Consider the following 25,323-nt stretch of genomic DNA (forward strand, 5'->3'; position numbering starts at 1 on the left):
GAGTACCGTTAATTAGTTAAACAGGTCGTTTATTTCGCTTTGACTAAGGCCTACATTTGAAAGCTGGAGCCCCTTAGCGTCGAGATTATTATTTTTCAAATCGGCAATCATTTGCTGCAATGCCGATGCCCAGATATCCATAAGTTCACATACGGTGGCGGGCAGATATACTTTGCTGTCGGCAATAATTTCAACGTGCAGCTTTTCATTAATCACCATGGTATTGGCTTCAATTTTAGCCGTCATGGGATTATCCGGGTGTGATTGCAGCAAAGGCGATTTATTGCTGTATGAAAACAGATCGTTACTCAGTTCGGCGCCAAATTCGCCTAAAAAGTTAAACTGAAGCTCGGCGGTTTCAACATCGTGTATCCCGGGTTTATTGTTATACCGCCAAATACTGTAATCAACAGCTTTTGATGAATTGATACTGGTTTGCTTTTTCAGATAATTCAATTTCTCAACAAGGTCATCACCTTCCCATTTCCACAATGAAGGGTAAATGGCAGTGAACCATCCAATGGTTTTTGAAAAATTGAAGCCATCAAAATCGCGTCCGTGATATTCATTAGTGATAAAGAAATGGTTATTGCCTGTCCATTGCTGCATCATCTGCAAAAATGAGCCAAACAGGAGCAAACCGGTATCAAACGAAAAATTCGTCGAGGCATCCTTAAGCAGGTAAGCCATATCAATGGTATTTAAAACCCACTTCATTTTAAAAGTGTCGTGGTTTATCTGGGTTCTTACCGGCATATCAACCAGCAACGAAACCTGCTGATCGTCATTATCAGTCCACCCTTCAACGGCCGCTTTATAAGCCGCGCTTGTTTTGCGCTTGTTGCGTGCTGTTTGCCAATCATTCAACGAACCTGATTTTGAATGAACTACCGGTGTACTCCCCTGCTCCAAAGCGGTATAATTGCGGTAAAGTTCTTCGAGCAAAATGCGCCATGACACGCCATCAATTACCAGGTGGTGAGCGCTTACGGCCAATATACTGGTTCCATTGCCCAGGTTAAAAAGGGTGCCCCGCAAAAGCAGGTCTGTTTGGATACAAAACTCATTCTGGGTGTTCTGTTCCAGATGCATCAATACATCTGACAGCGATTGCAAATGTTTACCAGCCATAACAGCTATTGAAAATCTGTTTTCAATATGAGCATGGTTATAAAACAATTTATTTTTTGCGAAATCGAAATTGAGCCGCAAACCGTCATGGTTCTTAACTACCTGATCAAACGCCTGTTCAAATAAGCTTACATCGGGCTGCCTGTGCAAGTTGAACAACAGGGTTTGATTATAATGGCCGGGATATTTAAAATTACGGGCCATAAACCAGGAAGCGGCCGGAGGTAATTCCAGGTCACCGGCAAGCGGTAACTGTTGGTTTCCAGCCTGCAGGTTATCCGTTTTTATACGCATCATCAACTGATCAATTGTTTGACAGATCAGGATATCACGGGCAGTTATATTTATCTGAAGATCGAGCAAGCGGGATGAAATCTGGAACGCCTTTATCGAATCGCCGCCCATCTGAAAAAAGTTGGCATCAGTCGATAGATTAGTTTGATTTAAAACTTCTTTCCAGATGTCTATGATACTAAGTTCAATTCCGTCTTTAGGAGTTATTACTTCGGTTGTTGGTGCCGGGGCACTTAATACAGCCAGCGCGGCGAAATCAATTTTATGGTTTGAGGTTAAAGGCACATTATAAATGCGGGTTACAGATGCAGGCAGCATATAATAAGGTAGCCTTGAAGTAAGGAAAGCTGTTAATTCATTACTGTCAATATCGGTATTACTGATATACCAGGCTGATATTAAAGGGTGCGACGCATTTTTATCCACGTTAACAATCGCTTCCGAAATACCCGGATATTGTTTCAATACCTGTTCAATTTCGGCAAGCTCGATCCGGTATCCATTAATTTTTACCTGGCTATCAAGCCGACCAAGGTATTCCATTTTTCCATCCGGAAGCAACCGGCCGCGGTCGCCTGATCGATACATTTTAACTCCCTCAAAAAATGGATCGGGAACAAACTTAGCAGCTGTTGCTTCCTGATTAAATAAATATCCTTTAGCCAAACAGTCGCCGGCTATATAAAGTTGTCCTGGTACACCTGCAGGCACATGCATAAAGTCATCATCAAGCAGGTATAATCTTACATTGGCGGCAGGCACACCTATTGGAACCGCGTCATACTTTTCTTGCGGATTGTATTGATGTATCATACAACCAACAGTTGCTTCTGTTGGCCCGTACTCGTTGTAAATATCAATATCACGTTCAAACAGGTCGTAAATATCGCTGCATAAGCTTCCTGGCAGCTGTTCGCCGCCAACCACAAAGGTTTTAATACTGCTCTTTATAGCCATGCCTTTTGAATACAGGCTGCTGAGCATTCTTAAATGTGACGGGGTAAGCTTGGCTATAGTGGCCCTGTTATCATTTATTAATGTTTCAATAATTGTTTCATGCACAGCATCGTCATAAATAATGATGGCATTGCCGGTTACCAACGGCGTAAAAATGGAGGTAATAGTTAAATCGAAAGATACAGAGGTGCAAAAGGCAAAAACTTCTGGACCGGGTTTTAAATAGGCTTTAGCGGCCCATGTAATATAATTTATAAGCGAGGGCTGTTCAATTACCACACCTTTGGGATTACCCGTGGTACCCGAAGTGTAAATAATGTAAGCAGCATCATTCAATTCGGGATATGCCGCTATTTTTGATTTTGTGTTGTGGTCGCTATCTACATAAAAAATATTAAAACCGGCCAAACTATTCTCAGTCAACAAGGTAGTGGATAATCCTTTATTGCTGATGAGCAAGCCGCAACGACTATCTTTTAACATGAAAGCAACACGACCTATCGGAAGCTCTGTATCAAGGGGCAGATAGGTGGCGCCAGTTATCAATACAGCCAAGATAGATACCACCAAATCCGGCGACCGCCTTAAATATATACCGGCAACCGCCCCCGGTGCAAGTCCTGCCGCCTGAAGTTCCATTGCCAAAACTTTTACCCTGGCGTATAGGGCGGCATAAGAGAGTTGCTCATCGTTAAAAATAAGCGCGACACTATCTGGAGTTTTAAAAACCTGATCTTCAAATAATAGCTGAATAGTGCTGCCATGAGGATAGACCGCCTGCGTAGTATTATAACGTGCAAGCCTGGTAATTTCATCATTACCTAATATCGAAAGTTTGCCTACGGTTTGAGCAGGATGCGCAAGCACTTCGTTAATGATATTATTGAAATGATTTGCCATACGACCTATGGTATCACGATTAAAAAGGGCGCCGCAAAACTCAAAACCCGCTTTGAGCAAAGTGCCATCATCAAAAATCTCCAACGAAAGATCGTACTTAGATATACCCGGGTCAAAAGCGTAATTTGTGACAGATAAGTTTTTCGTGCTCATTAAACCATCAACCATATTTTGAAAAACAAACATGGTATCAAACAGTTGGTTACGGCTGGTATCCCTTGTAGCGGCGGCTAATTTCACCTGCTCATCAAATGCAAATTCTTTATGTACCAATGCCTGGGCCATATTGTGAGCCTCGATTCTTAAGGTCTCTATTACCGATATATTACTGTTTAAAGGCTGTCTGATAGCAAGATTATTAACCATCATACCAAATACGTCCAGAAAATCCGGATGATTACGCACAGCTACCGGTATGCCTATCACGATATCGCTTTGGCCGGTATATTTATAAAGCAGTATTTTGTATAGTGTAAACAGCAGCACATGCAGTGTACAGTTTTGCTGTTTGGCCAGCATTGTTAGCCGGCGCCTTTGAAGGTCATCTATTTTAAAAAACAAACGTTCGCCCCGATAGTCAAAATGTGGCGGACGGGCATGATCAGCCGGGAGGTTTAATACCGGCCAATCACCGGACGTTTTTTCCGCCCAGTAATCAACAGCTTTGGGGCGGACAGTTTTATTTCTCTCAGCTTCGTATGCAATATAGTCGCGGTATTGCGTTGCCGCGATAAGCGAGCCACCATCAATCAGGGTTAACAGTTCTTGAACAAAGTTGTTAACAGATACACCATCAGCTACGATATGATGAAAATCTAAAAGAAGAATATGCCTGGCCTTACTTATTTTAAGCAACGTAAACCTGAACAAGGTATCATTATGCAGGTTAAATGGCTTAACATATGATTTTATACGGTCAAACCAGTCGGCAACCTGTAAATCAATCTCAGCAATATTTATATTAATATCTTCTTTGATAATACATGCCGGTTCTGCTCCCGGTACAAACCGGCTTCGCAAACCGGCATGCCTGCCAACCAATGCTTTAAGCGCGTTGTTTATTACCAGGGGATCGGCATTGCCATCAACAAGCAAAGCTACCGGCACATTATAAGCAACCGAAAGCGGATTAATTGTCCAGTGATAATAGATACCCTTTTGAAAAGCACTTAAAGGATATACCGCTTCAGATACCTCTAAAGAAATCTGGCGATAAGGGATATATTGTTTATACGCACCGTTACCTATAAGCTGCGCTATACCCGCAAGTGTTGAGTTTTGATATAACGAGGCCACATCGATATCAGCATTCCACTGTTTAAGTATCTGTAATTGCAGGGCAACGGCTTTTAATGAATTACCTCCGTTTTCAAAAAAGTCATTAGCCGGATCAACTATTCGTCCTTTTAAAATTTGTTGCCAAATAGCTAAAATTTGCTGTTCGGTTTCGGAAAGCGAGCTGATGTATTGCGTCTGGCTTACACTATCTTCATGATTAATGGCATCCAGTTGCTGTATCACATCGTTAAAATCACCATGATGATATTGCTCCATTAACTTATACCGCTGTATTTTACCACTGGTAGTACGCGGAATGCTTTTTACTGGAAGTACATGCGTAAGATCTATCCCTGTTTTTTTAGCCACATAACTTTTTACAGTTTTAACGGTATCGGCAAATACTTCAGGTTTTCCTTTAAAAACAACAAAAGCAATTATTTCCTCCCGTTGTGTTTGTGGGTTAAAGCTACCGCCAATGGCAATTTTATTCAGTTCGATACCTGCAAGGTCCTGCGCCAAGGCTTCGATATCGTGAGCATAAAAATTCTGTCCGTTGCAAAAAAGGATATCCTTGCTACGACCGGTCAGGTAAACGCAGTCATCTTTAATAAACCCAATATCGCCGGTATTAAGCCAACCGTTATTATTGATAGCACTGTCAGTAGCGGTTTTATTGTTGTAATACCCGCTGGTTACAGATTCACCTTTAATCATTACAAAGCCTATGGTTCCGGCCGGAAGGTTATTGCCGGCTTCGTCTGCTATTTGCACGGTACAATAAGGAACCACCTTTCCGAGGTTTACAAAAACGGCCCCTTCGTTATCGACCGATATTATACTGACCTGTTCCCCTACCCCTAATTGTGTGCGACTAAGTTTTAAAGACAATACTTCGTCGTCAATTTTTGAAACTGATACAGCCAAACTATTCTCGGCTAAGCCATAAACCGGACATATGCTGTTAAAGGGTAGACCATATTGTTTAAAGGTTGAGATAAAATCGGAGCAGATGCGCGCCGAAATTGGCTCGGCTCCGTTATAGATGATCCTTATGTTACTTAAATCCCAGTTATATGTTTCCTGTTTTAAGCTTTTCATAAGATACTCATACCCAAAGTTTGGCGAACTTAGTACCGTAGCCTTGTAGCGGGTAGCAGCATCAAACCATATGGCAGGTCTTCTTATAAAAACATTTGTTGGTATAATATAGTGGTTGAGGCCACTAAATACCGGGCTGATGTGGAAACCTATAAGCCCCATATCATGGGTTAAGGGCATCCAGCTTAATAATGAATCGGCAGGGGTATATCCCGAGGCTATTTTTATGGCCTCAACATTAGTAAGCAAATTGCGATGTGTTAATACAACTCCTTTTGGCGTACCTGTTGAGCCCGATGAAAACTGTATAAATGCAATATCGTTTTCATTGGCCTGCTCAATTTTACCGGCTTGTGCTGCTTCTGACAAGCGATCAGGATATATGAGGCGGCTGCTCATTTGCTCATAAATATCGGCCAAGCCGTTTGCTATCGCAAATGCCTGAAGTTTATCGGCGTCGGTTGCTGATATCAAAAGCGATGGGGAGTTTAATACAGGCCAGATCCTGAACACTTTCATGCGGTGATCATGACCATTATCGGTTGCAAGCGGAACCGGTAAAATGCCACCTAAAATACAAGCCCAAAATGTTATAATGAAGTTTTGGTTATTATCAACCTGGAATACCAACTCATCACCTTTTTTAAGGCCCGCTGCCTGTAATGCACCCAGGCAGTTTAATGATGCTTCGTATAAACCGGCATATGAAAGGAAGCTTTCCTGGTGCATGCCGTTAATAAACGTAACACCAACATGGTGTGTGTTGGCCCTGTTTCTGATAAGATCGCAAAGGTTTTGATATTGCATAACTGATAGTTTGACCGCCAGCGGCCGGGTTATTCGGTATAATTAAAAGATATTGATTGGTTAGATGCCCTGTTTCCGGACGTCGTTCTTTTCCGGATGATTGTTTAAATGTTGGGCCGGTTTTGTTTTTGGGCGTACAAAAGTGTTTTATTGGCACCCTATATAATTAAAGAAATCTGAAGCCGGGATATAGCTATCGCTACTGTTAACTGTAATCCTGTATGCTTAAATATTTTTTTTGCAGGATTTGATAATTCAAAGGTGCATCATGAAATCAGTGATTACAAGCGGGGAAACTTTGTATTATGCGAAGCGTCTTATTTATATGCGTAACCCCGGTTTCACTATTCAAAAAGGCATTTGCTTTTATCAAAAAAATGGCGCTGCTTAGCTAAAAGCAATAAAGACGGGGAGTAATGAAGGGACAAACAGGGTGTGCGACATTATGTCAACACTGTACAAAGGTTGGGTAAGTTGCATGTGCTTGCGTTACTGATAATACGGTCCAGTAACGCAAGTGACAGAAGGGGGAATTTCTTAGAGTGTTCTGAGCAGGTTCTTTTTATAGCTTTCGCCGATGGGCAGTGTATGCTCTCCTTTTATAACGATCTCGTTATTGCCTATTATTTCTACAAACTTCAAATTCACGATATAGGATTTATGGGTTTGTACAAAACTGTTAAAGGGTAGTTTCTCAAGCAAGGTTTTCATGCTGGTATAAATAGTATGCACCTTGCCCGACATCATGGTAATCCTGACATAGTTGCTTAGCCCTTCAACATATATAATTTCATCGCAGTTAACTTTGATCACTTTTTTTGACGGACCTATTTGCAGAAATATAAAATTGCTTTCGGCGCCTACGGTTTGTGTTCTCTTTTTTGCGTACACTTTATCAAGCATCTGCAAAAAGCGATCATATGTAATTGGTTTCAGCAAAAAATCAATTGCATTAATATCGAAAGCCTGATAAGCATACTCTTTAAAGGCTGTTGAAAAAACAACTTCCGTTTTACCTTTTACAAGTTGCGCAAATTGGATCCCCGATAAATTAGGCATATCGATATCCAGAAAGAGCAAATCGGGTTTTACTTCGCCTTTCATAATTTTAGAGAGCGCAAGAACGGGGTTGTTATCAGAGCCGATAAGTTTCAGATCAGGGGTCATCTCAATATAATCTGCTAATACTTCTATAGCGTGATCCTCGTCATCTAAAATAAAGCACGAAAGTTTCATATGTTGATTGATAAATTGACGTTATATAGTTGGTTATGGTTATGGTCGTCTAAAGACAGTGAATAATTATCTTTTCCGAATGCTGATGTCAAACGCAATTCGGCATTATTAATACCAATTTTTGTAGAGTACTCAAGCCTGGTATTTTTTTTCAAATTACAAGTGGTAAATAAAAGCTTATCGTCGGTTATTTCAAGGTAAATGGTTGCCGGGTGTAACGCGTTAGTAAGATCCCCGTGTTTAAGCACATTTTCAACAAATGTCACCAATATCAATGGCGGGAAACGCAGGTCGCGGTGTATGACAGTTTCAAAATCAATATAAATGCCCTTATTAAACCTTAGTTTTGATATCTCGATAAGCTGGTTTATATGATCCACTTCATCCATGATATCAATTTTGCCATCCTGCCCGGTACCTCCCAATGAGTGCCTCATGATATTGGCAAGGATCATAACGCTTTGGGCAGCATCCGGCGAAGCCTTTCTGACGGTGTTATAAACAAAGTTTAAACTATTAAACAGTAAGTGCTGGTTAACTTGCGATAACAAGTAAGCGTTATCGAGCTTATAGCGTTCCCTTTCGCTTTCGAGCTGCTGGATTTTTAGCCGGTTTATATCCTTTATTTTTTCAATAAGGTATCCCACCAAACAATAAGTACTACCCAGCAATATGAAATACACCCCACGCCATACCGACCCAATGATTAACATAGCGTTCAAATCAAACACTTCTCCGCTAAGTCCTGTACGGGCGAAAAAAGCCTTTGAAAAAATAATAAGTCCGAGGTAAACACCAAATAAAACAAGTGTAGCAGGTATCAGCAGCAGCCACCATTGTTTAAACCGATCAACAAAATAGCGGCAAACATAAACGAATGTGTAAAACAACGCTATATGTAGTATATAGTAAGGCAGGTAACCCCAAAGGTTTTTTTTTGCACCTAAAAGTATCGAAACCAACACTTCGTAGGATATAAAAATAAGCCAGGCCAGCACATGCTGCAACAATAATTTATTTCTCATGAATGGTGTTTACATAGCGATTTTGGTGCTATGCATAATGGGTTAAGGGTTAGCATAGTAAGTTTATTTTAATAAAAAACTTGTGATAACATTGTGACATACAAACACAAAAAAACTAAAAATCAACCTACTATGATCACTTCAAAAAAACTCAACATCCGCGTTAAAACAGTAGTATCTTTCAGCAGCAAAATCAATTTTGGCGGTAATACAGATACAACAATTCCTCCAACAACTACTATCATGGAAAGCTCTGTATTTGCTAAAAAGTAATAAGCACCGCTACTTGATATATATTGCACTTTTATAAAATTTAGATAACCAGTGGTGTACCATAGCTTCGTGCAGGCGATTAGATGATGTGAACAACCGGTTTAGGTGCATATGAAAAAGATCGGCCATTATATTAGTTTTCTTATTTAACGGTAATGCTTTAATATAGTCCGAAAGGCTTTCATGATAATTTCGGGCGTAGGTAGTGGCATTTAACTTATCGTAATTATTTAAAATATATAATCTAAGAGCTTTTTCATGTTCACGGTACAATTGGTTTGATTGATGAAAAAAATTGGCTACCTCTTTGGCATCATCAGAGTTTATCACAGCATAGTTTTTCGAAAAATCGCTCCTTTCACCTATTTTCCATTTTAAGTGTTCATATACCAAATGAACACTTAAAATGGTTAAATATAAAAATTCCGGGCTAAATAAATCAGTATCAGATAATAAATACATGCAATATTCGCTATCTGTATGAAAAACATCCTCTGCTTTAGTTATAGCCCTTACCCCATACCGCTCATATTCGGGAATATATGACTGAATTTCAATCCGTTTCACCACTCCTTTATGCTCCATTTTGTATATAGGAGCTAAGGCTTTTTGAACAGCGGCACTTACATAACTATTGCTGAGATTGAGCCTGAAACGTATATGATAATCGGGATCATAATAATTAATATAAAACCAGCGTTCAACCCCTTTTTTTGCAAGCTTACGCACAACCGGCAACAAATGCTCACGGAGTAATTGGTTGGCCGAGTTTGGATGGCAATAGATTTTCAAATACATCCAATCGTTCAATTGCTGAGCAGGTTGTAGTTTATTTGGCCTTATGCCGGGAAGATCGAATTTTGAATAGCTGGGTTTATCAGCATATTTAAAGGCTATAAATTGCTTTAGCCCCTCGTTACCATTGGTATTCAAAAAATTAAACTCCTGTAATACAACTGCACCTGAGGCCTGCTGCAGGCAGTCAATAAAAAACTTCGTTTCATTTTCTTTTGACAGATCGAAAACAAGGTATTGATCAGTTTCCAATATCCTGATGTAATTGGGGATCCGAAACCGGGTTATCAGCTCATTAAGCATAGCCCGGGCCTTTTCAAATGAGCAGCCCTTAAATTTCGATATCGTTTCGCGGTCAAGCTCCCACGAGGCAGGCTCTATAACTGTATTTTTGTAAATAACAGCAGGATAATACGGAAGACCGGGGAAATATTTTTTGAGACTAAATATGAAATTGTGTTTTACCCCTAAAAACTGCATATCACATAAAAAACGATAAACAGGCAATTCGTTTAATTTGTAATTATATGCACTGGTTAACCGGGGCATTACCCTTGCAGACAACTCCTTTGAGTAAAGCTGCAATTCGCCATTGCTGTAGCATAAATACAGATCGTTTAACGCTATTTGATTGGCGTCATTGAATCCTATAGCTATACTATGAGGGTAAGTGTTGTTTCTGAAATTAAACTTGTTGTATTTTTCGTCGGTGCGGCAATCAATTTCAGCAAATATCACACCGGGGTTATTTTGTACCTCATGACCAGCCAGCCGCCGTGCAATTTTATCAATTTGATTGTTACTTGTAAACCTTCCTATAAGAGCGCCACATGCCGCCCCGCCTGCACTTTCAATAACAACCCGTTGTTTATTGTCAACCCTGAACACTACCGACAAGCCTGGCGGCATGGTGTGTTCACTACCCACAACTTTTCCATCTACTTTTATTTCATGATCAAAAAGTTCAATATCTCCGCCTGCCTGCATCTTCTTTAACAGTAAGCTATGCACTGCCGTCCACGATGAGTTTGATAAACCGGCTTGTTTTGGGGTTGAAGATACTTGTTGTACTACCTCATTAATTTGAATACTCCCCAAGCTTTTATCATCATATCCAATCCCCATTTCCGGATCAAGAGCCTCCATTAGTGGTACCAGGCGCCTGTCGTACTGCTTTTCAAACCTTAAAATAAAGTCATTTAAAGGCTGCGGTACCTGGCTGTCTGATGCTAAAAAGCCAAGCGCAGCTAACGCGTTGTCAATGTTTTTTAAGTATCGGCTATTTAGCTGGCTTTCTGCACCATTAAACGCATTTACTAAAAAATTAACGCGTGTGTTGGCATTTGCTTGTCTGATTTGTGGTAAAATTTCGCCTAAATCGCCTTCAAAAGTATTGATCTCCTGGCTTTGAAAATTCAAGGGAGATGAGTTTTCCTTATAATAAAGTACCTGGCTTTCGATTAGCATATTTAATGCATCCTGGGCATCATCGGTACTCAAATTAAACTTCTCAGTTATAAAACTCAATAAATCCCCAACAATTTGCGGCTTACTACAAAACTTCCATATCTTCTTTACAGCATCAGAAGCCTCAACACTTTTAACTTCCCACTTAAGTTTGCCCTCCTTATTTTTAGAAAAGGCCAAAAACCTTATTTCATTGTTTTTTTGATAGCCAGAGCTATTAGCAACAACTATTAAATCCTTTGCATTTTCAAACTTGTTTAATGGCGCAAAAGCCTGCACACTTAGCTTAGTCAGGCTATCGACCGGTGGCGTACTATCATTGGGTTGATATTGCCAACTCCCGCTTCCTACTACGGAAAATAAGCCAAACGGCGTTGCCCTGAAATGGATCCTGTTTATATATTTCTTAAGGCTAATAATCTCCTTGCTGTTTAAAGGCAAATTTTGCGCTAACTTCTTTTCAACTTCATTATATAAAGCTTCAGACGCCAAATTTAAAGCGTATAAAAAATGCTGATCGTTTAGATAATGTTGTAAATCTTCGGGGTTATATTGCTTTTTATAAAACGCAGGGCATCGTTCAATGAATGAAGAATCGTAGGGCATAAATTGTTAAAATAAGGCTTAAAGTTTACATAATGGTGTTTAGGCGGCCAAATACTGTGTCCTGTTCGCATAGTATTTTCCTGCCTATACATAGCTATATGGCTATTTACATAATAGCATCTTTAGAAGCTTTTAAACAGGCAGGTTGGCCCTTAAATTTATAAAAAAAACTAACGGATTTTTAACTGATCGGAGTAAAAAATGGCGACAAATATTTCAACCAAATGGCATGTGGCCTATACAAAACCTAAGCATGAAAGAATAACTGCAAAGTACCTTGAAGATATGGGTGTAGATTTCCTGCTTCCGATGGAAAATACTATAAAAAATTATAATGGTCGGAAAACAAAGGTAACGCAGCCTCTTTTTCCGTCGTACATTTTTGTTAATCCCAAAAAGCCTCAAAGTTTTTATGATGTGCTTGATTTATACTCGGTGGTTAACTTTGTTAAAGTAGGGAAACAGATAGCAGAGGTGCCGCAAAAAACCATCGAAAATATTAAGATTCTTACAGTAACGCATCAAAAAATAGAACAATCGTCCGGGACTTTCAAGCCAGGCAACATTTGCCATATTAAAGAAGGAGCTTTTTCGGGCCTGAGCTGCGAGGTTGTGAGCATAGGCAAAAGAAACCTGATCTTGGTAAGGGTTGATGTTTTTCAAAGAAATCTTTTAGTGGAGCTGCAGGACACCTTATTACTGTAGGGTATCGATTTGAATGATAAATTAACCCGGGAGATTATTCAGATCGCCCAAAATATCTCAGCTGATTGACAAATGTTATAGGCTGCTTAGATTTTTTAATTTTTTTGTAACCGTTTAGTGGTAACTTATGACTAATGTATATGATTGACGATAGGGAGATAGTGGCAAACGTGCTAAAAGGCAATTATCAGGCTTTTGAATTGTTGGTAAAACAATATCAAAAACTGGTGTACTTTGTTGTTTTTAGACTGGTAAAAAATAAGGAAGATAACGAAGATATTTGCCAGGAAGTATTTATAAAGGTTTACAACAGCCTGCACCGTTTCGCGTTTGAATCAAAATTATCTACCTGGATCGCGACAATCGCATATCACACTGCTATTAACTATTTAAAAAAATATAACAAGGAAGTGCTGTCCTCATATCCTGAAGATATGGATAACTATCACTTTACTACCGAAACACCTGAATATGAACTGGAAAAAAAGAGTGAAAGTGAATATATACATCATCTGATTATGCAGATGCCCGTTAACTATCGCACAGTGGTAACGTTGTACCACTTAAACGAATTTTCCTGTGCCGAAATACAGGAAATTACGGGTATCCCTGAAGGGTCGATAAAAAGTTATCTATTTAGGGCGAGGCAGTTACTTAAGGATAAAATGAAAAAAGACATTAAATTTTTGCAGAATGAAAGAAGATAAAGATAAAAGGCTTCAGCAATTAATTGAGGAAGGCCGTGAATTGCCATTCGAAACATTTTCGGCCCCCGAAGAGGAAGACTTCTTTGCCTATCAAACCCTGTTTACTCACTTAAAAACAGAACCGGCCGAGGGACTTCCATATGCCTTCGCAAGCAAAGTAAGACGCGCTGTAGAACTACAGGCCTTGTTAAAAACCAATACGAGGTTTTATATTACAGCACTGCTTATTTTTGCATTTGTAGCCGTAACCGGTTATTTCATGCTTACCATAGTTAATAAAGAGGCCGGAAATCTGGCACTCTCAGTAATATTAAAGTACAAATGGTTACTATTAATGGGGCTGGCCACATTTATCGGGCTGCAACTATTTAACCCTTCTGTGCCGGAGAAAAACCTGGCAAAATAAGAACCTGGTATGCCGTTTAACAAGGATCGTGTTGTTAAACGGCATAAATTTTCTCTTCTTACAAAACTCAGGGGTCATCGCCATTGGGTTTAATACCACTCCATCTTCGCCCCCCAATGTTTCATATTGATCCTGTTATCTGATCTACAAATCACCGTGCGGGCCTCAACAGAATCAACCTACCTGGAGTTTTTTAAACTAAAATAAAAAACTTGCAACCCGCACGTCAAAACAACTGTCACATCTGTAAAATAACTAAAACGCAATATCATGAAAAACTACATCATGTTCCTTTTACTTGCCGGCCAAACTTTTGTAGCCGCTGCTCAGGATAACAAATCATTGTACTTAACAAAATCGCTGTCTGGCAATGCCGTTAGTAATGTAACTGCCAAAACATCAGCTGGTAGCATTGTTGTTACCGGCAGTGCGGGACAGGCGCCTCGAATTGAAGTTTATATCAAAGCTACTAACGGTGCGGCGCTCTCTAAATCTGATATAAAAAAACGGCTCGATAACGATTATTTTTTTGATATAGATGTTACTGGTCATAATATTAAAGTAAGCGCTAAAACCAAGCGTCAGGGTGGCAATTTTGATTGGAAAAAAGGGCTTAATATTTCTTTACGAATTTATGTACCCAAACAATGCTCTACCAATATCGAAACCAGCGGTGGAAGCATTGGCCTGGATAACTTAAATGGCGATCAACGCTTTACAACCAGCGGTGGAGGGTTACAGCTGGATAGGCTAACTGGCAACATCCGTGGTAATACATCCGGAGGCGGTATATACATCTCCAACTCCAATAATAACATCGACCTTGAAACCAGTGGCGGCGGCATTGAAGCAAAAAACTGCAGTGGCAAAATAAAGCTCAATACATCAGGAGGCTCCCTTCAGCTTACAAACCTAAAGGGAAGTATTGACGCGCAAAGCAGTGGCGGCGGTATAGATGGAATAAACATTAATGGCGAGCTTACAGCAAGCACATCAGGCGGAGGCATAACCCTTAAACACATTGCAGGCAACTTAGATGCTGCAACCAGCGGCGGCAGTTTATTTGCAGAACTAACCCAAGTTGGCAAATATGTAAAGCTTGGCTCAAGTGCCGGAAACATTAATATCGAATTACCGCAAAAACAAGGCTACGATCTCAGTCTACGGGGCGAAAACATAGGGTTACCATCATTTAATGGGTTTAAAGGTAAACGCCAGGAAGGATTAGTACAAGGTAAATTAAACAACGGTGGCACATCCATTATTGCCGAAGCCTCGGGCGGTGACGTTAATGTTAAGTTTAACTGATACCAATAACCCCAAATAAAACTTCAACAATTAAATACAACGCGCGGCAATTGAGCCGGCAGATCTGGGTTATATAAAAATCATGGCGTTTCCTCCGGCCGGGCTATGCGCTCATACGCCTGCAGGCCTTAAGCTCATTGCCCGGTATCCGCTACTATCCCTAACGCTGCCAGTGGGTAAGTGGAGAGCGGTGAGTGGTTGGATTACGGATTTTCGGCGCTTGCCATCATGAGTTGGGAAAATCCGGATCTTTAAAGGTGATATGACATCAGGTGTGGAGGGCCTGTCATCGTCAGCCTGTCGAAGGACGCGCGCAGAGGCCCACCACACTATGCTTCGACAGGCTCAGCATGACTCTGTTTTTTAATTATGTCATGCTAATGCACGAAGGATCTTCTTCGCTGTGGGGCGAGTGATGAGTAGTTGATTAGTTTGGATGGTTGTTATCGATGTTGGAGTAGTAGGAATATGAAAGTATTATCAACGCAAAAAGCCTTAGCGGTTAGCTAAGGCTTTTGCAATGTTGCACCATTAAAGGTGATAAAGGGTGGCACCGACCTACTCTCCCACGTTTTACCGCAGTACCATCGGCTCTGGCGGGCTTGACTTCTCTGTTCGGAATGGGAAGAGGTAGACACCGCCGATATAGGCACCTGAATTTCTTTTTATTAAGGTGAAAACTTAAAGGTTAAAGTTCAAAGGTTTATTACCTTTCGCCTTTATCCTTGGGCCTTTCAGCCTTTATAAATGACATATTATTGAAAGAAGTGATTGAATTTAAGAGAAAACAACAGCACTTGTTGTTCATTATCTGTTTTTGTGTTTCTCACCGGCTCATCTATCCTGCTTATCATCAATATTACTACCAATGAACTACTGAACAAATGAACCAGTGAACGTTTCTTCACGAAGAAAGCTTCGGGCAATTAGTATTACTCGGCTATGATGTCACCACCTTTATACCTGTAACCTATCAACGTAGTAGTCTCCTACGACCCTCAATGGAAGTCTCATCTTGTGGCTAGTTTCGCACTTAGATGCTTTCAGCGCTTATCTATTCCCAACGTAGCTACTCTGCAGTACACCTGGCGGCATAACAGATTCACCAGAGGTTAGTCCAACCCGGTCCTCTCGTACTAAGGTCAGCCCCACTCAAACTTCCTACGCCCACAACAGATAGGGACCGAACTGTCTCGCGACGTTCTGAACCCAGCTCGCGTGCCACTTTAATGAGCGAACAGCTCAACCCTTGGGACCTTCTCCAGCCCCAGGATGTGACGAGCCGACATCGAGGTGCCAAACCTCCCCGTCGATATGAGCTCTTGGGGAGATCAGCCTGTTATCCCCAGCGTACCTTTTATCCTTTGAGCGATGGCCCTTCCATGCAGAACCACCGGATCACTATATCCGTCTTTCGACCCAGCTCGACTTGTCTGTCTCACTGTCAAGCAAGCTTATGCTATTGCACTCCGCGTACGGTTACCAAGCGTACTGAGCTTACCTTTGAAAGCCTCCGTTACCTTTTTGGAGGCGACCACCCCAGTCAAACTACCCGCCAAACAATGTTCTCCACATCGTAGAGTTAGACACCAAATACAGAAAGGGTGGTATTTCAACGTTGACTAACCAACTCCTAGCGAAGCTGGATCACAGTCTCCCACCTATCCTACACATCCTGTATCCGATATCAATGTTAAGCTATAGTGAAGGTGCATGGGGTCTTTCCGTCCCGTTGCGGGTAACCGGCGTCTTCACCGATACCACAATTTCACCGAGCTCATGGCTGAGACAGCGCCCAGATCGTTACACCATTCGTGCAGGTCGGAACTTACCCGACAAGGAATTTCGCTACCTTAGGACCGTTATAGTTACGGCCGCCGTTTACTGGGGCTTCGATTCAATGCTTCGCCTTGCGACTAACATCCCCTCTTAACCTTCCAGCACCGGGCAGGTGTCAGGCCATATACGTCATCTTGCGATTTTGCATAGCCATGTGTTTTTGTTAAACAGTCGCCTGGGCCTTTTCACTGCGGCTGACATTGCTGCCAGCGCCCCTTCTCCCGAAGTTACAGGGCCATTTTGCCGAGTTCCTTAGCCATGATTCACTCGAGCACCTTAGGATTCTCTCCTCGACTACCTGTGTCGGTTTACGGTACGGGTTTTTAATACCTGAAGCTTAGCGGGTTTTCTTGGAAGTCTGATTACCTGAACTATCACCTCGTCCGAAGATTTGGTGTACTATCAGCTTTCAGCAAAATTTGCGTACTTAACTACAAACTCTATACCTACAGCCTTTAACGAACTATTCCGTCAGTTCGCGTCAGTGTCACTACTCCGTCACCGCATCGCAGTATTAAAAAGTACTGGAATATTAACCAGTTGTCCATCGGCTACGCCTGTCGGCTTCACCTTAGGCCCCGACTAACCCTGATCCGATTAGCGTTGATCAGGAAACCTTAGTCTTTCGGTGGGCGGGTTTCTCTCCCGCCTTATCGTTACTTATGCCTACATTTGCTTTTCTATTCCCTCCACAGTCAGTTACCTTCCTGCTTCGCCGGATAATAGAATGCTCCCCTACCAGTCACATTACTGTGAATCCATAGCTTCGGTATACTGCTTGATGCCCGTTTATTATCCATGCCCGATCGCTCGACTAGTGAGCTGTTACGCACTCTTTAAATGAATGGCTGCTTCCAAGCCAACATCCTAGCTGTCTGTGCAATCGGACCTCGTTAGTTCAACTTAGCAATAATTTAGGGACCTTAGCTGATGGTCTGGGTTCTTTCCCTCTCGGCCATGGACCTTAGCACCCATAGCCTCACTCCAGCGTATATTATAAAGCATTCGGAGTTTATCTGGATTTGGTAGGATTTGACTCCCCCGCACCCAATTAGTAGCTCTACCTCTTTATAACTCAACCGCCAGGCTGTTCCTAAAAACATTTCGGGGAGTACGAGCTATTTCCCAGTTTGATTAGCCTTTCACCCCTACCCACAAGTCATCCGGAAACTTTTCAACGTTTATCGGTTCGGTCCTCCAGTACCTGTTACGGCACCTTCAACCTGCCCATGGGTAGATCACAAGGTTTCGCGTCTACCTCCCCTGACTATACGCCCTTTTCAGACTCGCTTTCGCTTCGGATCCGTGTCTTAAACACTTAACCTTGCCAGGGAAGAGTAACTCGTAGGCTCATTATGCAAAAGGCACGCCGTCACCCGTTACCAGGCTCCGACCGCTTGTAAGTACACGGTTTCAGGTTCTATTTCACTCCCCTGTTCGGGGTTCTTTTCACCTTTCCCTCACGGTACTGGTTCACTATCGGTCTCTCAGGAGTATTTAGCCTTACCGGATGGTGCCGGCAAATTCCCACAAGGCGTCTCCGACCTCGCGGTACTCAGGATACCACTATCCTATTATCAATTACCCGTACGCAGCTCTCATGCTCTATGGCCGGGTTTCCCACCCCGTTCCGGTTCTCTTTAATATTCATGTTGTGGTCCTACAACCCCATATTGCCGTAACAATATAGGTTTGGGCTTCTTCCATTTCGCTCGCCACTACTCTGGAAATCACTTTTGTTTTCTCTTCCTCTGCTTACTTAGATGTTTCAGTTCGGCAGGTTAGCGCATTCTGCAGTTATTCTTCAAATAACTAGGTTTCCCCATTCGGAAATTACCGGATCAAATCTTATTTGCAAATCCCGGTACTTATCGCAGCTTATCACGTCCTTCTTCGCCTCTGAGAGCCAAGGCATCCCCCGTGTACCCTTTCTTACTTTCTTCTACTCTTGCGCCTTTTGCGCCGCAAGGTATGTCTTTATTTAGATCGGTCATTAAGTCATTGTTTCATTTGCTCATTACCTTGCGGTTTTGATCTCCTGAAGCTTTTGAACTCAACAACGTCTCTATCTGTTGTTTTCTCTTGTTTTCAATTACTTCTTCCAATATGTCAAAGAACGTTTTGATCCTCCGTCATTCTTTCATTCTAGCATTAAATCATTTTTCAATGACTCAATGACCTGATGATTTAATGACTTCCGGTTCAATGTGGAGAATAACGGATTCGAACCGTTGACCCCCTGCGTGCAAGGCAGGTGCTCTAGCCAGCTGAGCTAATCCCCCTTTCAGATGAGTCCGCAGTTTGTAGTTTGCAGTTGCAGTTTTTCTCTTATTACTGCTGCTGCTACTTCTTACTGCTGCTTACCCTTGTAGTCCCGAGCAGATTTGAACTGCTGACCCCTACATTATCAGTGTAGTGCTCTAACCAAGCTGAGCTACAGGACTGTGTTTTTTAGTTGCAGTTATCAGTTGCAGTTTGCAGGATCTTTCTACCTACTGCTGCTGCCACTGCTTACTGCCACTCGTGTCCTGGCCTCAGCGGCCGGCCCACATCGATGGCTTCATCTTCTGGGTTTCCTTTTGTCTTTTTTTGTGTTTTAAGAAATTATCATGTAGGTAACAGTCCTGAGTCACTGCTCGCAAATCTGCTCCAGAAAGGAGGTATTCCAGCCACACCTTCCGGTACGGCTACCTTGTTACGACTTAGCCCCAGTTACCGACTTTACCCTAGGACGCTCCTTGCGGTTACGCACTTCAGGCACTTCCAGCTTCCATGGCTTGACGGGCGGTGTGTACAAGGCCCGGGAACGTATTCACCGCGTCATTGCTGATACGCGATTACTAGCGAATCCAACTTCACGGGGTCGAGTTGCAGACCCCGATCCGAACTGTGAATGACTTTGTGAGATTGGCATCCTGTTGCCAGGTAGCTGCCCTCTGTATCATCCATTGTAGCACGTGTGTAGCCCCGGACGTAAGGGCCATGATGACTTGACGTCGTCCCCTCCTTCCTCTCTATTTGCATAGGCAGTCTGTTTAGAGTCCCCACCTTAAATGCTGGCAACTAAACATAGGGGTTGCGCTCGTTGCGGGACTTAACCCAACACCTCACGGCACGAGCTGACGACAGCCATGCAGCACCTAGTTTCGTGTTCCGAAGAACTGTGACGTCTCTGTCACATTCACTAACTTTCAAGCCCGGGTAAGGTTCCTCGCGTATCATCGAATTAAACCACATGCTCCTCCGCTTGTGCGGGCCCCGTCAATTCCTTTGAGTTTCACCCTTGCGGGCGTACTCCCCAGGTGGAACACTTAACGCTTTCGCTTAGACGCTGACCGTATATCGCCAACATCGAGTGTTCATCGTTTAGGGCGTGGACTACCAGGGTATCTAATCCTGTTTGATCCCCACGCTTTCGTGCCTCAGCGTCAATCATACCATAGTAAGCTGCCTTCGCAATTGGTGTTCTGTGACATATCTATGCATTTCACCGCTACTTGTCACATTCCGCCTACTTCTAGTACATTCAAGCCCATCAGTATCAAGGGCACTGCGATAGTTGAGCTACCGTCTTTCACCCCTGACTTAACAGGCCGCCTACGCACCCTTTAAACCCAATAAATCCGGATAACGCTCGGATCCTCCGTATTACCGCGGCTGCTGGCACGGAGTTAGCCGATCCTTATTCTCAAGGTACATTCAACTCGGTACACGTACCGAGGTTTATTCCCCTGCAAAAGCAGTTTACAACCCATAGGGCCGTCTTCCTGCACGCGGCATGGCTGGTTCAGACTTCCGTCCATTGACCAATATTCCTTACTGCTGCCTCCCGTAGGAGTCTGGTCCGTGTCTCAGTACCAGTGTGGGGGTCATCCTCTCAGATCCCCTAAACATCGTAGCCTTGGTATGCCGTTACCACACCAACTAGCTAATGTTGCGCATGCCCATCTTAGTCCTATAAATATTTGATCATCAAACGATGCCATTCAATGATGTTATGCGGTCTTAATCTCTCTTTCGAGAGGCTATCCCCTGACTAAGGTAGGTTACATACGTGTTACGCACCCGTGCGCCACTCTCATCGGGAGCAAGCTCCCAAATCCCGTCCGACTTGCATGTATTAGGCCTGCCGCTAGCGTTCATCCTGAGCCAGGATCAAACTCTCCATTGTAAAATGTTTTGTTTGTTCACTGACCCTATTATTAATTAATAGAATCTGTATTATTATATCTTTATACAGTTCGCTTGCTTTTTTTGTAACTCTTCAACCTTCTTCTGCCTTAGCTTCCGTCGGTCTCCCGTTACGCTACATGATTTCCATTTCTTAAAAGAACTTGCTCGCCTCCCCATCTCAGTTCAGCTATATAATCTTTCGGTGTTAACCGTTTTGATTTGTCAGTTTATCCGGTGAGAATCGCTCTCTTTCCGTTTTGATTCCAAAGGCCTAAAACCCTCATCCTCTTCTTTTTAGAAGCTTTTAAACTTCTTCCCCGCTTGGGGCTGCAAAGGTAACAACCTTTTTCTCTTTTCCAAAACTTTTTTTCTTTTTGTTCTGGACCCGCTCAACCTCTCTCTTCTCCCCGTTTGCGGGCTGCAAAGGTGTGAATTATTTTCCAGTCTCACAAAAGATTTTATTAATCTTTTTTCGCTTTCCTTATTCACTTTCAACCTTTAAAGAACAAACCCCGCTTCCTCGTTTGCGGGCTGCAAAGGTAGTCACTTTTTACTCCCCTCCAAATTATTTCTGAGTATTCGCCCTGCACTTTCTTTAACTCGCTATTCCTCAAGGAGAAAAAGTTAAGCTATACCCCATCCGGTATACTATTTCGATGCACCTGCCATCCAGAAAGCATTCATTATTTTGGTTTGATCATAAACCTGAGGCGCCCGGATAGTTATTACTTCCAATTGCTTAGGCACATCAAAATGATCATCGAAATTATAGGAATCCATATACGGTTCCTTGTCAGACAAGGCCGATACTTCTACAGTTCCGGAAATTACAGACAATCCCCTCTTTAAATAGATCAACGAAAATTCCAGCGATTTAACGATATCCGGATTATTTTGAAATTGATCTCCGCCAAGTTGCGAATGAAACAATGAGGATATCGAAGCATACAGCTCATGATTAAACACCTGAAACCGGTAAAGCAAATCCAGATCAAATCCGCTTGACGGAGGTTCATTCCGGAGATGTTCGAGATAAATGTCCGGGAATAATATCCTTATAGGCATCGGCTAATGGAATATCACCATTGTAAAAATCAGCTTTCTTTCTCAAAAAATGCGACATCGCAACCATACATTCGCTTAGCGCGTTGTTTATGCTTCTGTGAGGAAAAAAGTATGTATCGACACTTGTGCATACGGTATACCAAATGCCCCCGGATATAATTGGCCATGCAAATGAAAAAGCATCTGCCGGCCTAAGTCCTATGGTAAAAACCATCATGATGAGTGCCAGTGAGCCAATTGCGTTGAGGTTACCACCATAGGCGGCCAGCATTGAAAAACCAAAACAAAAACTGATCATCAATAAAGCAATCAACCAGGGAGAAGGCAATGCAATGGCTGTAATGAAGGCGACGAATCCAAGTGTAAGGCTACCCAGAAATAAAAACCTCAATCTATTTATACGTGGACCAGGCAAATCAGTGAGCGACACCAGCAACGTGCCAAGGCCCATGTAAATTCCGGTTGTAAGTAGCCCAATACTGGCAAAAACAATTACCGGGGCAACTATCACGCTTGTGCAACGAACCGCATTAACAAGATACTCGCCACGCAAGAAGCACGAAAATTGTAGCCATTGTTTATGTAAAACTTGCATGAGGTTGAGCCGGTTAAAATTTTTGCAATGATAGTAATTATTATGCATGCATAGCAATTCCTATTTATGTTGTTAAAAGAAAAACCCTTCTGAACAAGCCAAACTACGGGCAAGTGCAAAACATGAGGTTTATTTTTATCAGCAATCAGCTTTTGCTATCTTTAAAATGACTGGTGGGTGATATGAAAAAAATAAACAATAATGGTAGCAGCAGTAAACATATATCTGGAATCAGTAAAGGCTATTTGCCCGGAGCTAACTGATGATGAGCTTGCGTTATTTGCTTCTAAACTCACCATTAAAGAGCTAAAAAAGAAAGAATTTTTCCTGGAAGCCGGGAAAATCCAAAAAGCTTTGGGATTTATCGCCAACGGCTTAGTCCGTTCTTTTTATATTGACGATGAGGGCAACGAGCGTACAGTTGGCTTTTATGCCGAAACCGACTATGCCACACATTATCATTCGTTCATAGTCCGGCAACCCAGCCGGTACTCTATCCAGTGCCTGGAACCTGCCACTTTTGTTTGCCTTTCGTTTGACGATCTGCAATGGATCTACCGGCAATCTCCCCAATTTGAGCGCTATGGCCGCTTAATTGCAGAAGAAGTATTAAAACGACAACAAGCCCGCATAGAGAGTTTCATCTTCCAAACTTCTGAAGAACGTTATCTTGATTTCAGCCGGAACAAGAAAAGCTTATTTAACCGCGTCTCCTTATCTCATCTTTGCAGTTATCTGGGCATCGAGCGACAGTCCCTTACCCGTATTCGCCAGAAATTAGCGCATCAATAGTTTTTTGGCACATATGTGTCAGGTAGCCCTTCTATTTCCTTAGCAGATTTGCATTGTCAATCAACAAGATACTGCAATGAAAAAGAATATACTACTCATCCTCGGGCACCCTTCAGAAACTTCATTTTGTAACGCGCTGCTCAATGCCTATCAAAGAGGGGCGGAAAGTGCCGGCGCCAATTGTAAGGTACTTTATATATCCAGGTTAAAATTTGATGTAAACCTTGCCGAAGGTTATAAAACCGGCGAGTATATGGAAGATGATCTTTTGGCCGCGCAAGAAATGTTTACCTGGGCAAATCACGTGGTATTTGTTTATCCAAACTGGTGGGGTTTTATGCCTGCCATAACCAAAGGTTTTATAGACAGGTTGTTTTTGCCGGGCTTTGCTTTTAAACACCAATCAGGCAAAATATTCCCTGAAAAACTGCTGAAGGGAAAAAGTATGCGGCTGATGGTTACCATGGATACTCCCAAATGGTGGTTTTACCTGATTTACCGGGCATCACAATACCAGATCCTTAAAGACATTGTATTCGGTTATGTTGGGTTCGATCCAATCCGCTTCTCCACTTTTGGATTTATCAGAAAATCAACCGATCAACAAAGGGAAAAATGGCTAAAACAGGTAAATCAATTAGGTAAAGAACTTAAATGAGATAGCAGAACTTATAGACCTCATCTTATTAATATTAAAAGGCCCTCTACAAAAGAGGGCCTTTTAATATTAATCCTCGCTTATAGCTTACAAAAAAGGATCAATCAATTTAATGCTTCCATCGGTATTATGCTGCAGCTCTGTAACCTTCACATTGCGCAAATGTGTTTTGCCTGATAACTGGGTATCATGGTAAAATATATACCATTTGTCTTTTATTTCAACGATGGAATGATGAGTTGTCCAACCCTGTACCGGTTTCATGAATACCCCCTTGTATGTAAACGGCCCCAGCGGACTATCGCCTATCGCGTAGCAAAGCAAATGCGTATCGCCTGTTGAGTAGGTGAAATAGTACTTACCATTATATTTATGCATCCACGAGCCCTCAAAAAAACGACGGTCATGGTCTTTGGTTAACAGTGGTTTGCCAAGACTATCTAAAATTACAGCGTCCTTTACTGTGCCGTTAAAGGTTTTCATATCAGGTTTAAGCAGCGCCACCTTGCAACTTATAGCCGGGGCATCTTCCTGCTTTGAATCGGTCTTTGAACCGTTGGCGTCATACTTTCCGTTAATCCAACGTTGAAGCTGACCGCCCCAGATACCGCCGAAATACATATAGGTTTTGCCATCAGTATCAGTAAACACAGCCGGGTCAATACTGTAGCTCCCGGCTATGGGTTCAGGTTCGGCCTTGAACGGGCCAATCGGGCTGGCCGAAGTTGCAACACCAATATGGAACACATCTTTTTTATCCTTCACCGGAAAATACAGGTAATAGGTGCCATTTTTATAAGCTGCATCGGGAGCCCAAAGTTGCCGGCCTGCCCATGGTATATCTTTGATATCAAGTGCTACACCATTATCGGTCACCTTACCACCAACACTATCCATCGACAGGATATGATAATCCTTCATGGCAAAATGATCGCCGTTGTCATTTTCGGGGATTCCTGCGTTGATATCATGCGATGGATAGATATAAATTTTACCGTTAAACACATGCGCCGATGGGTCGGCAGTATAAATGGAACTGATGAGCGGCTGCGACAGATATTTTACTTTTTTAGCGGTATCCGTTTTTGTACTGTCGGTTGTATCAGCTGTTTTTTTGGTTGATGAATTACACGCGTTCAAAATGCAGAACGGTGCTAAACACATAATAGTTAACCTGGCTATGGTAAATTGCTTGCTCATTTACG

The 25,323-nt window shown here is 42.2% G+C and carries 14 protein-coding genes, 2 tRNA genes and 3 rRNA genes; 7 read left to right on the forward strand and 12 right to left on the reverse strand.

Annotation, left to right across the window (positions count from 1 at the left end; genetic code table 11):
- Positions 1-12 precede the first annotated feature (12 nt).
- From DEO27_RS21645 to DEO27_RS21655, 3 genes are all read right to left on the reverse strand, one after another.
- A complete protein-coding gene (locus tag DEO27_RS21645; protein ID WP_112575869.1) occupies positions 13-6,468 on the reverse strand; it encodes a non-ribosomal peptide synthetase in 6,456 nt (2,151 codons plus the stop codon).
- Between the two features lie 537 nt (positions 6,469-7,005).
- On the reverse strand, positions 7,006-7,704 hold the full coding sequence (locus DEO27_RS21650) for a LytR/AlgR family response regulator transcription factor (RefSeq protein WP_112575868.1): 699 nt from the start codon (positions 7,702-7,704) through the stop codon (positions 7,006-7,008).
- The gene (locus DEO27_RS21655) at positions 7,701-8,729 is read right to left on the reverse strand and encodes a sensor histidine kinase (protein WP_112575867.1); all 1,029 of its coding nucleotides are present in this window, start codon (positions 8,727-8,729) and stop codon (positions 7,701-7,703) included. The genes DEO27_RS21650 and DEO27_RS21655 overlap by 4 nt, the downstream gene beginning before the upstream one ends.
- A gap of 132 nt (positions 8,730-8,861) precedes the next feature.
- On the opposite strand from DEO27_RS21655, the gene DEO27_RS31580 reads away from it, so the two are divergent.
- On the forward strand, positions 8,862-9,002 hold the full coding sequence (locus DEO27_RS31580) for a hypothetical protein (protein WP_190295184.1): 141 nt from the start codon (positions 8,862-8,864) through the stop codon (positions 9,000-9,002).
- A 9-nt stretch (positions 9,003-9,011) separates the two neighbouring features.
- Here the strand turns inward: DEO27_RS31580 and DEO27_RS21660 are convergent, their stop codons facing one another.
- Positions 9,012-11,870, reverse strand: coding sequence for a lantibiotic dehydratase (locus tag DEO27_RS21660; protein WP_112575865.1), 2,859 nt, complete (start codon positions 11,868-11,870; stop codon positions 9,012-9,014).
- Between the two features lie 201 nt (positions 11,871-12,071).
- Here DEO27_RS21660 and DEO27_RS21665 point away from each other — a divergent pair, with 201 nt between their 5' ends.
- The 4 genes from DEO27_RS21665 to DEO27_RS21680 all read left to right on the forward strand — a co-directional run bounded on the left by DEO27_RS21665 (position 12,072) and on the right by DEO27_RS21680 (position 14,996).
- On the forward strand, positions 12,072-12,575 hold the full coding sequence (locus tag DEO27_RS21665; protein ID WP_112575864.1) for a transcription termination/antitermination protein NusG: 504 nt from the start codon (positions 12,072-12,074) through the stop codon (positions 12,573-12,575).
- A 140-nt stretch (positions 12,576-12,715) separates the two neighbouring features.
- Positions 12,716-13,282 (forward strand): RNA polymerase sigma factor, encoded by a 567-nt coding sequence (locus DEO27_RS21670; protein ID WP_112575870.1) that lies wholly within the window; start codon positions 12,716-12,718, stop codon positions 13,280-13,282.
- Positions 13,269-13,688 carry a hypothetical protein gene (locus tag DEO27_RS21675; protein WP_112575863.1) on the forward strand — a complete coding sequence of 140 codons (420 nt, stop codon included), beginning with the start codon at positions 13,269-13,271 and terminating at the stop codon, positions 13,686-13,688. Before DEO27_RS21670 ends, DEO27_RS21675 begins: the two co-directional genes overlap by 14 nt.
- A gap of 270 nt (positions 13,689-13,958) precedes the next feature.
- Positions 13,959-14,996 (forward strand): DUF4097 family beta strand repeat-containing protein, encoded by a 1,038-nt coding sequence (locus tag DEO27_RS21680; RefSeq protein WP_112575862.1) that lies wholly within the window; start codon positions 13,959-13,961, stop codon positions 14,994-14,996.
- Between the two features lie 545 nt (positions 14,997-15,541).
- Here the strand turns inward: DEO27_RS21680 and rrf are convergent.
- From rrf to DEO27_RS21715, 7 genes are all read right to left on the reverse strand, one after another.
- Positions 15,542-15,653 (reverse strand): 5S ribosomal RNA (gene rrf, locus DEO27_RS21685).
- A 249-nt stretch (positions 15,654-15,902) separates the two neighbouring features.
- Positions 15,903-18,778 (reverse strand): 23S ribosomal RNA (locus DEO27_RS21690).
- 265 nt (positions 18,779-19,043) lie between these two features.
- Positions 19,044-19,117 (reverse strand) — tRNA-Ala (locus tag DEO27_RS21695).
- Between the two features lie 87 nt (positions 19,118-19,204).
- Positions 19,205-19,279: transfer RNA gene (locus DEO27_RS21700), tRNA-Ile, on the reverse strand.
- Positions 19,280-19,488: 209 nt separating this feature from the next.
- Positions 19,489-21,006, reverse strand: a 16S ribosomal RNA gene (locus tag DEO27_RS21705).
- Together the 16S, 23S and 5S rRNA genes with 2 tRNA genes alongside form the textbook arrangement of a ribosomal RNA operon.
- 650 nt (positions 21,007-21,656) lie before the next feature.
- The gene (locus tag DEO27_RS21710) at positions 21,657-22,073 is read right to left on the reverse strand and encodes a hypothetical protein (protein ID WP_146749981.1); all 417 of its coding nucleotides are present in this window, start codon (positions 22,071-22,073) and stop codon (positions 21,657-21,659) included.
- Positions 22,021-22,668 (reverse strand): FUSC family membrane protein, encoded by a 648-nt coding sequence (locus tag DEO27_RS21715; protein ID WP_190295186.1) that lies wholly within the window; start codon positions 22,666-22,668, stop codon positions 22,021-22,023. Before DEO27_RS21715 ends, DEO27_RS21710 begins: the two co-directional genes overlap by 53 nt.
- 201 nt (positions 22,669-22,869) lie before the next feature.
- Here DEO27_RS21715 and DEO27_RS21720 point away from each other — a divergent pair, with 201 nt between their 5' ends.
- Positions 22,870-23,460 (forward strand): Crp/Fnr family transcriptional regulator, encoded by a 591-nt coding sequence (locus DEO27_RS21720; RefSeq protein WP_112568556.1) that lies wholly within the window; start codon positions 22,870-22,872, stop codon positions 23,458-23,460.
- A 76-nt stretch (positions 23,461-23,536) separates the two neighbouring features.
- The gene (locus tag DEO27_RS21725) at positions 23,537-24,118 is read left to right on the forward strand and encodes an NAD(P)H-dependent oxidoreductase (RefSeq protein WP_112568558.1); all 582 of its coding nucleotides are present in this window, start codon (positions 23,537-23,539) and stop codon (positions 24,116-24,118) included.
- Positions 24,119-24,205: 87 nt separating this feature from the next.
- Here the strand turns inward: DEO27_RS21725 and DEO27_RS21730 are convergent, their stop codons facing one another.
- On the reverse strand, positions 24,206-25,318 hold the full coding sequence (locus tag DEO27_RS21730; protein WP_223818016.1) for a glycoside hydrolase family 43 protein: 1,113 nt from the start codon (positions 25,316-25,318) through the stop codon (positions 24,206-24,208).
- Positions 25,319-25,323: the final 5 nt, after the last annotated feature.

The organism is Mucilaginibacter rubeus (assembly GCF_003286415.2).
GTDB lineage: Bacteria > Bacteroidota > Bacteroidia > Sphingobacteriales > Sphingobacteriaceae > Mucilaginibacter > Mucilaginibacter rubeus_A.